We start from the raw sequence: 13,001 nt of genomic DNA on the forward strand, positions 1-13,001 counted from the left end.
TCGGCTCCGGTTACAGCGTGCTGATGCGGTCGAGCTCACGCTTGAGGGCATCACGGTCAAGTTCGGTGAAGGGCAGGGCGAGGAAGGCCCGGCAGCGGGTTTCGATTCGGGCGAGGGTGGCGCGGAAAGCAGCGTCGATGGTGCTCTCATCGCCGTGCACATCCGACGGGTCTTCCAGCCCCCAATGAGCTTTCAGCGCCGGGCCGAAATACACGGGGCAGGCTTCACCGGCGGCCTTGTCGCACACGGTGATGACGATATCCGGCGGGTTGTCTTCGAAGGCCTCGTTACCCTTGCTGCTCAACCCGGCGATGGAAATACCGGCCGCTTGCAACGTGGTCAGACTGCGCGGCAGCACCTGGCCCTTGGGAAAGCTGCCGGCACTGACGGCTTCGAAACCGGCTGGCGCCAAATGGTTGAACATCGCCTCCGAGAGAATGCTGCGGCAGCTGTTGGCGGTGCACATGAATAGAACGCGCATGATCGGTCCTCAGCAGCAGACAGACGTGTTGAGCGGGCGATCGCCCATGGCAGCCAGCCGCGCGCTGTTTTCTTCCAACCAGTGGGTGTTGGCGGCGAGCGTGATTTCGAGCAGCGTGCGAATCCATGCCGGCAAATCAGGGTTGAGCCGGTAATAAACCCACTGGCCCTGACGGCGATCCAGCAACAGACCGCAGGTGCGCAGTTGCGCGAGATGGCGGGAGATTTTCGGCTGACTGTCGTCCAGCGCGCAGACCAGTTCGCAGACACACAACTCACCCTCACGGGTGATCAACAGCGTGGCCCGGGCGCGGGTTTCGTCGGCGAGGCATTTGAAAACGGAGGCGGGGTTGAGCATGTGGATGCCTTCAGTACATATGGTTGTCCGAATATACGGATATCCATATGTGGCGGGCAAGTCTTCTGTCTGATGTCTTTTCCGCGAGTGGTGTCAGAGAGGATCAAGCAAGGTAATGGGCCCGCGTGTCATGCAGTGGGCGGGCAGTGGCGAGCGTTCGTTTGACTGCTGCCAGTTCCGAACCTGCCAGACGCGTGCCGCCCAGTTTGCAGAAAGCACCGCCCGGATCGATGTGCAGCGAGAACAGGCCGATGATCTCGTTCCCGATGACTTTGACGATCAACTCCATGAACGTTTCATGCGGTGTGAGGGCGGTCAGATAGGTGAACTCCTCAACGGTAGCGCTGCCAGCCCAATGAATTTCATCCCAGGCCAGACGATCCAGGTGTACGAAGCTTTGCTGCCCCTGCAAATCCTCTGCAAGCGCTCGCAATACACTCACAAACTGCTCGCTGTTCAGGATTTCGAGTTCGTATCGATCACGATCTGAGGGAGCAATGCCGACGACTCTGGCAGTCAGGAGATAGCTCTGCGTAACCTCAGATGGCTGCTCATCCCAGCCATTCAGATCGGAAATGGGCGGGCACCAAATGACCTGGAGGGTTTCACCAACGGTGATTGGCTCGTGGTAATCAAACCGGGCCAGTGCGCGCTGACCGACACTTGGCACGAGGTCGTTCAGGTCAAGAATCGGGGCGCTGTAATCGATGCCGGAGTCTTTTGACCAGAACGTCGGGAAACAGATCTTCATGGATTGATAGTGATCCTTCAGGCCTTTAGCGCTTGCTGAACGCCAGCCGCGCGGCAAACAGCACGAAAATCATCCCGGTGGTGCGATCCATCCAGCGAATCACCTTCTCGCGCCTAAGGAACCCGGACAGCGGCCGCGTCGCGCCAATCAACACCAGCGACCAGATCAGCCCGAGCACCACATGAATGCTCACCAGCCCGAATGTCCACGGCACCAGCGGCTGCCCCTGCGGAATGAACTGCGGCAGAAACGACACGTAGAAAATCCCGATCTTCGGATTCAGCACATTCCCCAGCATGCCCTTGAAAAACCAGTTCGCCCCCGGCTTGCCGTCGGCCTCGGCCGGTGTCAGCGAACGGCGAGGGCGCAGCAGCATGTTCAACCCCAGCCACGCCAGATACGCCGCGCCGCAATACTTCAACAGGTTGTAGGCGAACTCCGACACCGCAATCAACGCCCCCAGCCCAAACGCCACCGCCGCGCCCCACAACAGACAACCGGCGTTGATCCCCAGCGCCGCACGCAAGGCCTGCTGCTTGCCTTCGACGGTGGCGGTGCGCAGCACCAGCGCGGTGTCGAGACCGGGCGTCAGGGTCAACAACGTGGCGGCGAGGGTGAAGGCGAGAAGGTTGTCGGCGATGGACATGGCGCGTGGGTTCCCTGTTCTGGATGCGGGAACGGTAGCGGTTTCAGGCGGGGGGATCCAGCAGGGAGATCAGGCGCGGTTCGATACGGTCGGGTTGTATCTCGAGGATCGCCAGCGTCACCGGCAACTTGAAACGCCGAGGGCCGGCGCTGCCGGGGTTCACGTAGAGACGATCACCGCGCCATTCGATGCGGGGTTTGTGGGAGTGGCCGGTGATGATGAGCTTGATGCCCGAATCGAGATCGACGGGGACGTCGGCGATGTCGTGGACGAGAAGGGTTGGCCAGCCGTTGAGGGTGAAGGTCAGGAGGTCGGGGAGGTTTTCGGCCCATGGGCTTTTGAGGTCGTTGTTGCCGCGCACGGCGTGGAGGGGGGCAATTTTGGCGAGTTGGGCGAGGATGTCGGGGTTGCCGATGTCGCCGGCGTGGATGATCTGGTCACAGCTCTGGAGCGCGGCGAGGGCTTCGGGGCGGAGGAGGTTGTGGGTGTCGGAGATTAGGGCGGTTTTCATGGGGGGCTCTCCGTTGGTGGGTGGGAGTGACTGGTTTCGGCCAAAAGCGGACGTTGGAGAAGAAAAGCCATCGGCGAGATGCGTTCACCGAATTGCTCTCAAAAATTCCAAGCGAGTCTTCTACAACGGGGCCGTGCCCCGGAGCACTTGATGGTCGAGACATTGAAAGAATTTGCGCTAAAGTTTAATAGCGTGGCTTGAATTTAGGGGCGGCTTGTTTTCTTATGTTTTGGTATTTACTGTCATGCCATTACCTTTTCCATAAGATTGTAAGTTTCTCAGGACATGGATAGCCGTCGTGTATTCTGGTACAAGGCTAGCAGGGTACTTGTCGCCCTTGATGCTGTTGGCTTGAATGCTATCTAATTACATGGCGAAATATTCTATTGCATTGAATTTGGCGTCTGGATCATTCTGTAGGCCAAATCTATCGAATCTATCTCCGGCTTTCATTAATGTCGTGGAGGTTATATCGGAAATCAGTCCCTTACCCCTTAAGAAAGAACTAAGATTTCCTAGCTGCTTTGACGATACGTTTTCAGGGTCAAAGCCTTTAACGTTTTTATAGACTTTCTGTTCATCCATTTTGGCCGTGTTAAGAGCATTAGGATTATTTCCTACCAGCGCCAACATTTGTCTGATTTTGACACTATTAGATACAGAGTTGCCGTTCGTCATGTTATTAATCAGTAGGCCTGACTTTGCAACCCATCCCCCGGTATAGCCGATAGTCATTATTCCGGCTCCTTGAATCGAACGTGATTTATAGATCGGTGACGATGCTCTACGCGCTGAAACCACCGTCAACGGTAAACCCTGCTCCGGTTATATGCCGGGCATCCGGTCCGCAAAGGAAAGCCACCATGTTGGCGACGTCTTCGACTTTGCCGTAATGACCCAGCGCCATGCCATCTTGCATCGCTTGGGCACCGGCGCCGTCGGCAGGGTTCATGTCTGTGTCTGTAGGGCCGGGGTGTACGATGTTGACAGTAATGCCACGGGCACCCACGTCTCTCGCCAGACCTTTGGTCAGTGCAATGAGTGCCGCTTTGCTCATTGAATAAATGCTTAGATTGGTCATCGGTACGCGTTCAGCCAAGCAGCTACCCAAATTGATAATGCGGCCACCATCGGGTAAATGAACCAGAGCAGCCTGACTTGCCAGGACTACAGACTTAACATTGATGTTTAACACTGAATTTAGAGTGTCAAGTTCTAATTCATCGAGCGGGCCGTACTGGAAAATTCCCGCATTGTTTACCAGTATGTCCAGACCGCCCAGTGCCTGAGCGGCTTGATTAACGGAGTTTTTGACCGCTTCGGGGTCTGAACTATCGGCTTGGAAAGACACAGCGTTGCGTCCGCTCTCCTTGATTTGTTTTACCAGCGCCTCTGCTTTTTCATGAGATCGTTCATAAGTAATCGCAACGTCCGCCCCCTTGGCTGCTAATGCTAGAGCGATTGCTTTACCAATACCACGACTTGCGCCTGTCACCATTGCGCGTTTCCCGTTAAGACTACTCATGACTCTCATTTCCTTTGGTAGATAGAAGTAAACACTCAGTCAGCAACTCAATATGTTTTTTAGTCGAGTGTTGCTACAAAGTTTGGGTTGCTGAATCTTTTGGAGTGAGGAATTGAATAGTCCGCAGGCCTGCTGCGAACGCGGATTGCTCCGCTCAGATGGTTTTCCATCCAAGTATCGCAACCGAATATACCAATGGGCTGGCTAAAGCCTATGCTCTTAGTGTTTAGAAGATAAAACGCTTGAGCCTCTAACAATGGCATTTGACCTCCGGGCTAAGTCTGTTGACCTACTTAAGTGCAAAGCATTCTGAAAATAGATGGTTCTTGCGTGCTTTGGGTCTGATATCAGAATGAGTTTCGAGATTATGATCTTTGTTAATGAGTTGATAAACGATGCTTGCTGAAACACTTTGTGGCGTTTTTTACCACAATAACGATCTGTTTTTTTCAGTCAAAAAAAGACCCGCTTGCGGGCGGGTCAAAAGTAAAACCAAAGGTAAGCGGAACAAAACTACGATGTTGATTCGTACGACTTTATGCTTCGCTTGGAAATAGCTTATCGGCTTTCTGGCTTCGGTATAATCGACTTCGCCAATAGTGATAATTAAAAACCATTCGCCTCGGGGCAAGGGTTTAGTGTTTATTAATTCCAGTAGATGTGATAGTGGTGATTTGCATGGGTGGACGTTTACTAGTTGTACAGTGCATCATTATTTCTGATATCAGTCGCCGTTGTAGTTTTCCAGCTATTACCGGTAAGTGAACTTAGGATTGTGTTAAGTGGCGGGTAATCTCAAGCTCTCTGACAAATGGTTCAAAACTACCCGAGTTTTTGCCGACATTTTTTGTCCTGAGGGGATCAAAGCATGCACAGGTAATCCGGCTGTACTTGACTGAGGCAGCAAATGGACGAGTGCGCCCTCGCAGATATACGGTTGGGCCATGCGATCGAGTATTTGGCCGATGCCGAGGCCTTTAACCATAGCGTCAATGATGACCTGTGTATCTGATGTGATGATTTGTGGCTCAGGGGAGATTTCCCTGATATGGCCTTGATCAAGTAGCGTCCATGGACGCAAACGACCGTTACGACCACGGAAGATCAACGCTGAGTGGTTGGCGATATCACTCACCGATTTAAGGTCGCCCCTGCGAGCGATGTAGTCCGGAGATGCATAAAGTCCAAAGGTCGTGTCACACAACTTTCGTACGGTCATTTCACTGTCGGTCAGCAATTCGCCGATGCGCACGACGATATCCCAACCTTCTGCTACAGGGTCTGACACCTGATCGGTGATGGCTAGTTCCAGAGTGAGTTTCGGATAGCGCCCAGCGAGGGATGCGAACGTGGGCAAAAGCAGACGGCCAAAACTCGCGGGGAGATTGAGTCGCACGCGTCCAATTGGCTCGCTGCGCCGAACTTTAAGGGAGTGCTCCACCTCTTTGAGATAATCCAGAGCGGTCAAAGCACCCACTAAATAGATCTCTCCATCTTCGGTGAGACGAATTACGCGCGTGGTCCGCTGGAACAATTGGGTGCCAAGGCGTTTTTCCAGACGTTGCACCGCTTTTCCGACGTTGGATTTGTCTGTGCCCAGGCGCTCAGCGGCACGAGTGAAGCTCCCGGTTTGAGCAACGGCGGTGAATGTCACTATATCGGGCATCGAAATATCAGACCGTCTGATCATTGTCTCTCCTAGCGCCACAAAGCGTCTTCTTCGGCATCGTTTATCAACAGGAGGTTGCTGTTTAATCTCAACGTAACAACATTCTTTTTCGGAATTCGGATAGGTTCAGATGGGCGGGCAATACGTTGCAAATATGTTTTTCCCAAGTTGCCTCAGTCTCATCCGCGTGCAGATGCGAGTGACTGATGGCCATTAATGAAAAGTGTTTCATAGATTTCAATCTCAATCTGATGACTACTTTCATAGTGGTCTATCGTGAGTGCAGCGTGTCCCGTGCGGCTCTTTGTCTTGGCGTCAAGCAACCTGCGGTGAGTAACTCGCTAGCTCAATTGCGATTGCACTTCCGCGATCGTTTATTTCTTCGGGCCGAGCACGGTGTGCGTCCTACCGCCAAAGCCATCAAAATTGCCACCGCGCTCATCCCCGTTATGAATCGGATCGAGTCATTGTTGGTTGCCAATCGGTGATTCACGGGTTGTTTCAGTTCGCTCTAGCGTTGAAATGTGGCACCACAAACTGCTCCAATTCCTCGATCATTTCTTGGGCCGGTCGCTGGCCGAATCTGAAATTCAACATGACGTGATTAACGCCAATATCGCGCAGCAATTCCAGGAGCGCTTTCAAGTGGTTGCGGCCTAGCCGATAACCCAAATGAATGGCTTGTGGAGGGAAGTAGGGATTCTCGGTCAGTTCGACGTAGAGCGAGCAGCAGAAAGGCTTGAAGACCTCGCCACATTGTTTCTGCACTACCGCCCGCCAGTGGCGGATGATGGCTTGCTGATGCTCTGGCGGTCGCGGGTAATTGATCCAGCCATGGCCATTGGCAGCAATCCATTCAATGGATTGGCGACTGTTTCCTGTAATCAATAAAGGTATTTCATTGGCGAAGGGCTTGGGGACCATATCGCCGCCAGACAGTAGGCCATTACTCCATCGCAGGGCCTCAAAACGGGTGGTTTGCGATTTTCTCAGTACTTCGATGTATTCGCGGAACAGTTCACCACGGTGTTCGGGATTAACGCCGAATGCCGGAAACTCCACCGGACGGTCGCCCGTGGCAACCCCGAGTAGCAGTCTACCGCCACTCAGTTGGTCGACGCTTGTGGCCGCTTTGGCCAAGTGCAAGGGGTTGCGAAGGGGCACCACGCTAGATGCTGTTCCGAGCGCGATACTTTCGGTTTGTGCAGCGATATAACCAAGGTAAACAAATGGGTCAAACACCTGACCGACATCACCGAAGTCAGGATCCAGTAAAGGCACATCACGAACCCATAACGCGGCAAATCCGGCGGCTTCTGCTTGCCGTGCTCGTTCTGCCTGGTTCTGCATGGTTGGGAATGCGCCTGAGTAGGCTTCGATAGGAAAGACCGCGCCCAGTGTCAATTGACCTTCTTCAAAGGTGCGCCGAAATGCCGGCTGAGCGTAATACGGCAGCGTGGAAAGGCTTAGCATGGAAGGACCGTGATGGAGGCTATGCATCGCAGCCTATGGGGCACCTGATACAACAACAAACAATCATTTTTTGTATAAGATACAAATATGAACAGAGTAGCGAGACTAGGTATCAAGCATCTGCGGATTTTTTCCGCATTGCTCAAGGAAAAAAACCTCAGTGTGGTCGCTGACCAGATGGGGCTAACTCAGCAAGCCGTTAGCGCTAATGTGGCGACGTTGAGGGAGGTTTTTGGCGATCCGTTATTCGTGCGCACGGGTCGTGGAGTTACGTCTACGTCGCTAGCACAAGAACTGGCGGGTGAAGTGAATGAAATTCTTTGCGCACTTGATCGGCTAATAGATCGAGCACCTTTCGATCCAGCACAGGCGTTTGCTCAGGTGAATATTTGTGGGGCGGACTACGCGCACTATGCCGCCCTCGCTCCTCGCCTGAGTGACATTCGTGAGCAGGCCCCCCATCTAAAGTTGATCCTGAGCGAGCTGCAAATCGATGCTCTGGCTGGAAAAATGGCCAGCGGTGAGATCGACATTGCGATTTCCCTTCCTGAATACGTTCCGGCGAACTTTCCACGGCGGACTCTGTTTCATGAACACTATGTGTGCGTCGCGCAAGAAGCGTCTGAGCTATGCCATGGTGTGGTCAGTCTGGACGCCTTGGCTCGACAGCCTCATGTGGTGGTTTCGCCCGCCAGGGCCAATTTGCGGGGCTCAGCGGATGGTTGGTTCGAGCAACACGGCTTGCAACGCAACATCATTCTCTCGGTGCCACATTTTCTACTGGTTGGGCAAATGGTCAAAGCCACTGGCGCTGTGGCGTTCATTCCTTCCCGCCTTCTGCCATACCCCGGCTTGAAAATCGTGCAACTGGAAGAAAATGTCAGTCCCCCTGGATATGAGTTGATTGTGGCCTGGCACCCGCATTCGGCATCCAGCCCGCTGATCAATTGGATCATCAACATGTTGGCTGGCTGATTTTCCTCGATTTTCATTGTGTCGATAAACGCCACAATGGGTGTCCCTGCGCATCGTTTATCAATCCGTAAGAGGCTTCCACAATGGACGCCTCCGGTCCTGTGTGATCCATCCGATGAACTGGTCCGGCCCCGGCGATAGGTCGCAAGTCCTAGCGTTATCTGATCCGATTACCAGGAATCATCATGATGTTAGCTAGTCGTAAAAGTGTGTCCGTGGCGCTAGGTGCGCTCTTTATAGTTGTTTGTGCTGCGGGCGTACCTTTTGCGCAGCGTCACAAAGGTGCGTTTATCAGCTCTGCCGAAGCAGCCAGCGCTCCGGCGCCGGTCGTTGACGTCAGTGTTGCGGTTGTAGTGTCGCAACCCATTACAGAGTGGCAATCCTACTCCGGTCGACTGGAGGCGATTGATGAGGTTGCCATTCGGCCGTTGGTAGGCGGCACGATTGTTGGCGTTCACTTCAGGGACGGAAGTCTGGTGAAGCGAGGCGAGCTGTTGTTCAGCATCGACCCCAAACCCTACCAGGCTGAATTGGACCGTGCCGCGGGTGTGTTGGCCGCGGCACAATCGCGCGCAGTTTTCGCCACGGCGGACGCCGCGCGTGCTGACCGGCTCATCGATGCCAACGCGATCTCCAAGCGTGATCTGGACGAAAAACACAATGCATTGCGCGAAGCCCAAGCGCAGGTAAAAACAGCGCAGGCCGCGTTGGATTCCGCACGGATCAATCTTGGCTACACCCAGATAGTTGCGCCTGTGGCCGGTCGAGTTTCCCGCGCGGAGTTGACGCTGGGCAATGTCGTTGCGAGTGGTGCCGCTGCGCCGCGTCTGACTACGCTGGTGTCGGTGTCTCCGATTTATGCCTCGTTCGACGTCGATGAGCAGACATATCTGAGCTACCTCAGTGGTGCTTCTCGTTTGGCGGTACCGGTATCGCTGGGGCTGGCCAATGAATCTGGCTATTCCCGTCAAGGCAGGATCGATTCGGTCGACAATCAACTGGACAGCCGCTCGGGCACCATCCGTGTACGCGCTCGTTTCGACAATGCCAACGGCGCACTTCTACCGGGCTTGTACGCCCGCATCAAGGTCAGCGGCGGTCAGCCGCACACGGCAGTGATGATCAACGATGCGGCGGTCGGAACCGACCAGACGCGCAAGTTCGTGCTGACGGTGGATGAGCAGAATCGCGCCCAGTACCGCGAGGTGGTACTGGGTAACTTGCATGACGGACTGCGTGTGGTATTGAGCGGCCTGAAAGCCGGAGACAGGGTGATCGTCAATGGTATGCAACGCGTGCGGCCACAAGACTCTGTAAATGCTCAAAGCGTCGATATGGCGAGCCTGGCTCCTTCAATCAAGCCCGCGGCCTAAGGCGTAGCAAGTCCCATGAATATCTCAAGATTCTTTATCGATCGGCCAATTTTCGCCGGTGTTTTGTCAGTGCTGGTCGTACTTGCCGGGCTCATCGCCCTGATGAAATTGCCTTCCTCGGAATATCCGGAAGTCGTACCGCCTTCTGTGATTGTGCATGCCCAGTACCCTGGGGCAAATCCCAAGGTGATTGCCGACACGGTTGCTTCGCCTATCGAGGAGCAAATCAATGGCGTCGAGGACATGCTGTACATGCAGTCGCAGGCGACCAGCGATGGCAACATGACCACCACGGTGACGTTCAAACTGGGCACCGATCCCAACCTTGCCCAGCAGCTTATCCAGACGCGAGTAGCCCAAGCGCTTCCGCGCCTGCCCGAAGAAGTCCAGCGCCTGGGGGTGACCTCAATCAAGTCATCGCCGACGCTGACCATCGCGGTGAACTTGGTCTCACCGAACCGTCGCTACGACATGCCCTACCTACGTAACTATCTCCTGATCAACGTGCGAGATCGGCTTGCGCGCATTCCCGGCGTCGGCGAGGCGAGGTTGTGGGGCGGTGGCGATTACTCCATGCGCATCTGGCTGGACCCGCAGAAAATCGCGCGCCTCAACATGACGGCGACCGACGTGGTCAATGCAATTCGCGAGCAGAACGTACAAGTCGCAGCGGGGATGGTCGGCGGCGCACCGATGATGACGAACGTCCCTTTGCAGCTAAGTATCAACGCTCAGGGTCGACTGAAAACAGAGCAGGAATTCCTGGACATCATCCTCAAGTCTTCGGTCGACGGCGCCGTGACTCATCTCTCCGATGTCGCACGGGTTGAGGTCGGTGCGGCCGAATACGGGTTGCGCTCGCTGTTGGATAACGAGCAGTCGGCACAGGTGGTGATCTTTGAGCAACCCGGCGCGAACTCTTTGCAGATTTCCCGGGATGTTCGCGCCGCTATGGACGAGTTGCAGGCCGACATGCCTGAGGATCTGGAATACCGAATTGCCTATGACCCCAGTCAGTTCGTTCAGGAAAGCATCAATGCAGTGATCATGACGCTGTTCGAAGCGATCGCCCTGGTAGTGCTGGTGGTGATTGTCTTCCTGCAAACCTGGCGCGCGTCGCTGATTCCGCTGTTGGCCGTACCGGTGTCGATCATCGGCACGTTCGCGCTGTTACTGGCGTTCGGTTACACGATCAACGCGCTCTCGCTGTTCGGCATGGTGCTTGCCATCGGTATCGTGGTCGACGATGCGATTGTTGTCGTCGAGAACGTAGAGCGCAATATCGAGGCTGGGCTGTCACCCCGCGATGCGACCTACAAAGCCATGCAGGAAGTCAGCGGGCCGATCATTGCGATTGCCCTGACACTGGTCGCGGTGTTCGTGCCGCTGGCGTTCATGTCAGGATTGACTGGGCAGTTCTACCAACAGTTTGCGATGACGATTGCCATTTCTACAGTGATCTCTGCGTTCAACTCGCTGACCCTGTCACCGGCGCTGGCGGCGGTGCTGCTCAAAGGTCACGACGCTCCGAAAGACTGGTTGACCCGAGTGATGGATCGCCTCTTCGGGCGCTTCTTCGATGGGTTCAACAACATCTTCAACCGCGGCTCAAAGTCTTACGGCCATGGGGTTAATCGTCTCGTCAACCGCAAAATGGTGATGCTGGTCATCTACGGTCTGCTTCTCGGTGCGGCGGTTTTCATGGGCAAAGTCGTACCAGGCGGATTCGTTCCGCAACAGGACAAGGACTACGTGCTGGCCGTGGCGCAATTGCCCAATGGCGCCTCCATGGAACGTACTGAGCAGGTGGTGCGGCGCATGGCCGAAATCGCTCACCGGATACCGGGTGTCGAGCGTGCCGTTCAGTATCCGGGGATGTCGATCAATGGCTTCACCCACTCATCAAGCGCGGGGGTTATTTTCATGATCCTCAAGCCTTCGATCCAGCGCGGCGAAGGCGAATCGACAGAGGACATCGTCGCTCAATTGAACGGCGAATATTCGCAGATCAAAGAGGCGAGTGTGGCGGCGTTTCCTCCGCCACCTGTGTTGGGACTCGGCACGCTGGGTGGCTTCAAGTTGCAGATCGAGGATCGTGGCTCGCTAGGATATGAAGCGTTGAATGACGCGACCCAGGCATTCCTGGCGAAGGCGGCGCAGGCGCCCGAGTTAGGCCCGTCGTTCACTACCTTCCAGATCAACGTGCCGCAACTCAACGTCGAATTGGACCGAGTAAAAGCCAAGCAATTGGGGGTTTCGGTCACCGACGTGTTCGCCACGCTGCAAATCTATCTGGGGTCGACCTACATCAACGACTTCAACAAATTTGGACGGGTCTATCAGGTTCGTGCCCAGGCCGACGCGCCGTTCCGTGCCACGGCGGCGGACATCGGATTGCTCAAGACCCGTAACGCCGCTGGAGAGATGGTGCCTCTTTCGTCAGTGGTAAAGGTCACTACCACTTATGGTCCAGAGTCGGTGGTGCGATACAACGGTTACCCGGCAGCAGATATCAATGGTGGCCCGGCACCAGGTTATTCGTCCGACCAGGCGCAATCAGCTGTCGAACGAATTGCTGTCGAAGTATTGCCCCGTGGCGTGAAATTCGAATGGACGGATCTGACCTATCAGCAGGTATTGGTGGGAAATGCTTCGTTATGGATTTTCCCGATCAGTGTGTTGCTGGTGTTCCTGGTGCTGGCAGCTCTCTATGAAAGCCTGACCTTGCCGCTGGCAATTATCCTCATTGTTCCAATGAGCATCCTTTCGGCGTTAATCGGTGTTTGGCTGACCGACGGCGACAACAACATCTTTACCCAGATCGGGTTGATGGTGTTGGTTGGGCTGTCGGTGAAGAACGCGATCCTGATTGTTGAGTTTGCCAGGGAGTTGGAGATGCAGGGCCGCACCATCATCGAGGCGGCAGTCGAAGCTAGCCGCTTGCGCTTGCGGCCGATCCTGATGACATCCATCGCGTTCATCATGGGAGTGGTGCCGCTGGTGTTTTCTTCCGGAGCTGGTGCGGAAATGCGCGAGGCCATGGGCATCGCGGTCTTCTTCGGCATGCTCGGCGTGACGCTGTTCGGCCTGATGTTGACGCCGGTGTTTTATGTGCTGCTGCGCAAATTGTCGGGTGTCGAACATCTGGTTGATAAGCACGGAATGCACCCAAGTCTTCAGAGTGTTGCAGCCGGCCATGTTCACAGCGGCCCCGGCGTTGCGCACTAACAGTGAGTATCA

General features: G+C 55.0%; 12 protein-coding genes and 1 pseudogene. 4 read left to right on the top strand and 9 right to left on the bottom strand.

Going from position 1 to position 13,001, the window contains the following annotated elements; translation table 11 throughout:
* Window positions 1–10: 10 nt before the first annotated feature.
* The 8 genes and pseudogenes from QR290_RS13825 to QR290_RS13860 all read right to left on the bottom strand — a co-directional run bounded on the left by QR290_RS13825 (window position 11) and on the right by QR290_RS13860 (window position 5,961).
* A complete protein-coding gene (locus QR290_RS13825; RefSeq protein WP_289205214.1) occupies window positions 11–481 on the bottom strand; it encodes an arsenate reductase ArsC in 471 nt (156 codons plus the stop codon).
* Window positions 482–490: 9 nt separating this feature from the next.
* Complete coding sequence (locus tag QR290_RS13830; RefSeq protein ID WP_289205215.1) at window positions 491–838, bottom strand: metalloregulator ArsR/SmtB family transcription factor; 348 nt, start codon at window positions 836–838, stop codon at window positions 491–493.
* A gap of 103 nt (window positions 839–941) precedes the next feature.
* Window positions 942–1,589, bottom strand: coding sequence for a hypothetical protein (locus QR290_RS13835; RefSeq protein WP_289205216.1), 648 nt, complete (start codon window positions 1,587–1,589; stop codon window positions 942–944).
* A gap of 25 nt (window positions 1,590–1,614) precedes the next feature.
* Window positions 1,615–2,235 (bottom strand): LysE family translocator, encoded by a 621-nt coding sequence (locus QR290_RS13840; protein WP_289205217.1) that lies wholly within the window; start codon window positions 2,233–2,235, stop codon window positions 1,615–1,617.
* A 43-nt stretch (window positions 2,236–2,278) separates the two neighbouring features.
* Entirely contained in the window at window positions 2,279–2,746 is a 468-nt protein-coding gene (locus tag QR290_RS13845; protein WP_115077601.1) for a metallophosphoesterase family protein, read from the bottom strand.
* A 222-nt stretch (window positions 2,747–2,968) separates the two neighbouring features.
* Window positions 2,969–3,481: pseudogene (locus QR290_RS13850) on the bottom strand (hypothetical protein).
* Window positions 3,482–3,530: 49 nt separating this feature from the next.
* Window positions 3,531–4,271 carry an SDR family NAD(P)-dependent oxidoreductase gene (locus tag QR290_RS13855; RefSeq protein ID WP_115077602.1) on the bottom strand — a complete coding sequence of 247 codons (741 nt, stop codon included), beginning with the start codon at window positions 4,269–4,271 and terminating at the stop codon, window positions 3,531–3,533.
* A 778-nt stretch (window positions 4,272–5,049) separates the two neighbouring features.
* Window positions 5,050–5,961, bottom strand: coding sequence for a LysR family transcriptional regulator (locus tag QR290_RS13860; RefSeq protein ID WP_115077603.1), 912 nt, complete (start codon window positions 5,959–5,961; stop codon window positions 5,050–5,052).
* A 185-nt stretch (window positions 5,962–6,146) separates the two neighbouring features.
* On the opposite strand from QR290_RS13860, the gene QR290_RS13865 reads away from it, so the two are divergent.
* Window positions 6,147–6,428, top strand: a complete 282-nt coding sequence (locus tag QR290_RS13865; protein ID WP_115077604.1) for a LysR family transcriptional regulator — start codon at window positions 6,147–6,149, stop codon at window positions 6,426–6,428.
* Window positions 6,429–6,441: 13 nt separating this feature from the next.
* On the opposite strand, the gene QR290_RS13870 is transcribed toward QR290_RS13865, so the two are convergent.
* Window positions 6,442–7,413 carry an LLM class oxidoreductase gene (locus QR290_RS13870; RefSeq protein ID WP_115077605.1) on the bottom strand — a complete coding sequence of 324 codons (972 nt, stop codon included), beginning with the start codon at window positions 7,411–7,413 and terminating at the stop codon, window positions 6,442–6,444.
* 87 nt (window positions 7,414–7,500) lie between these two features.
* Here QR290_RS13870 and QR290_RS13875 point away from each other — a divergent pair, with 87 nt between their 5' ends.
* From QR290_RS13875 to QR290_RS13885, 3 genes are all read left to right on the top strand, one after another.
* Window positions 7,501–8,388, top strand: coding sequence for a LysR family transcriptional regulator (locus QR290_RS13875; RefSeq protein ID WP_289205218.1), 888 nt, complete (start codon window positions 7,501–7,503; stop codon window positions 8,386–8,388).
* A gap of 188 nt (window positions 8,389–8,576) precedes the next feature.
* Entirely contained in the window at window positions 8,577–9,761 is a 1,185-nt protein-coding gene (locus QR290_RS13880; protein ID WP_435875097.1) for an efflux RND transporter periplasmic adaptor subunit, read from the top strand.
* A gap of 15 nt (window positions 9,762–9,776) precedes the next feature.
* Entirely contained in the window at window positions 9,777–12,989 is a 3,213-nt protein-coding gene (locus tag QR290_RS13885) for an efflux RND transporter permease subunit (protein WP_289205220.1), read from the top strand.
* The last annotated feature ends 12 nt before the right edge of the window (window positions 12,990–13,001 follow it).

The sequence above is a fragment of the Pseudomonas fluorescens genome, from assembly GCF_030344995.1.
Classification (GTDB): domain Bacteria; phylum Pseudomonadota; class Gammaproteobacteria; order Pseudomonadales; family Pseudomonadaceae; genus Aquipseudomonas; species Aquipseudomonas fluorescens_BF.

Bases quoted from the DNA above. Each gene is read 5' to 3' on its own strand.
- QR290_RS13835 (WP_289205216.1), bottom strand. From the start codon at position 1,589: ATGAAGATCTGTTTCCCGACGTTCTGGTCAAAAGACTCCGGCATCGAT.
- QR290_RS13825 (WP_289205214.1), bottom strand. From the start codon at position 481: ATGCGCGTTCTATTCATGTGCACCGCCAACAGCTGCCGCAGCATTCTC.
- QR290_RS13875 (WP_289205218.1), top strand. From the start codon at position 7,501: ATGAACAGAGTAGCGAGACTAGGTATCAAGCATCTGCGGATTTTTTCC.
- QR290_RS13865 (WP_115077604.1), top strand. From the start codon at position 6,147: ATGGCCATTAATGAAAAGTGTTTCATAGATTTCAATCTCAATCTGATG.
- QR290_RS13870 (WP_115077605.1), bottom strand. From the start codon at position 7,413: ATGCTAAGCCTTTCCACGCTGCCGTATTACGCTCAGCCGGCATTTCGG.
- QR290_RS13845 (WP_115077601.1), bottom strand. From the start codon at position 2,746: ATGAAAACCGCCCTAATCTCCGACACCCACAACCTCCTCCGCCCCGAA.
- QR290_RS13830 (WP_289205215.1), bottom strand. From the start codon at position 838: ATGCTCAACCCCGCCTCCGTTTTCAAATGCCTCGCCGACGAAACCCGC.
- QR290_RS13840 (WP_289205217.1), bottom strand. From the start codon at position 2,235: ATGTCCATCGCCGACAACCTTCTCGCCTTCACCCTCGCCGCCACGTTG.
- QR290_RS13880 (WP_435875097.1), top strand. From the start codon at position 8,577: ATGTTAGCTAGTCGTAAAAGTGTGTCCGTGGCGCTAGGTGCGCTCTTT.
- QR290_RS13855 (WP_115077602.1), bottom strand. From the start codon at position 4,271: ATGAGTAGTCTTAACGGGAAACGCGCAATGGTGACAGGCGCAAGTCGT.
- QR290_RS13885 (WP_289205220.1), top strand. From the start codon at position 9,777: ATGAATATCTCAAGATTCTTTATCGATCGGCCAATTTTCGCCGGTGTT.
- QR290_RS13860 (WP_115077603.1), bottom strand. From the start codon at position 5,961: ATGATCAGACGGTCTGATATTTCGATGCCCGATATAGTGACATTCACC.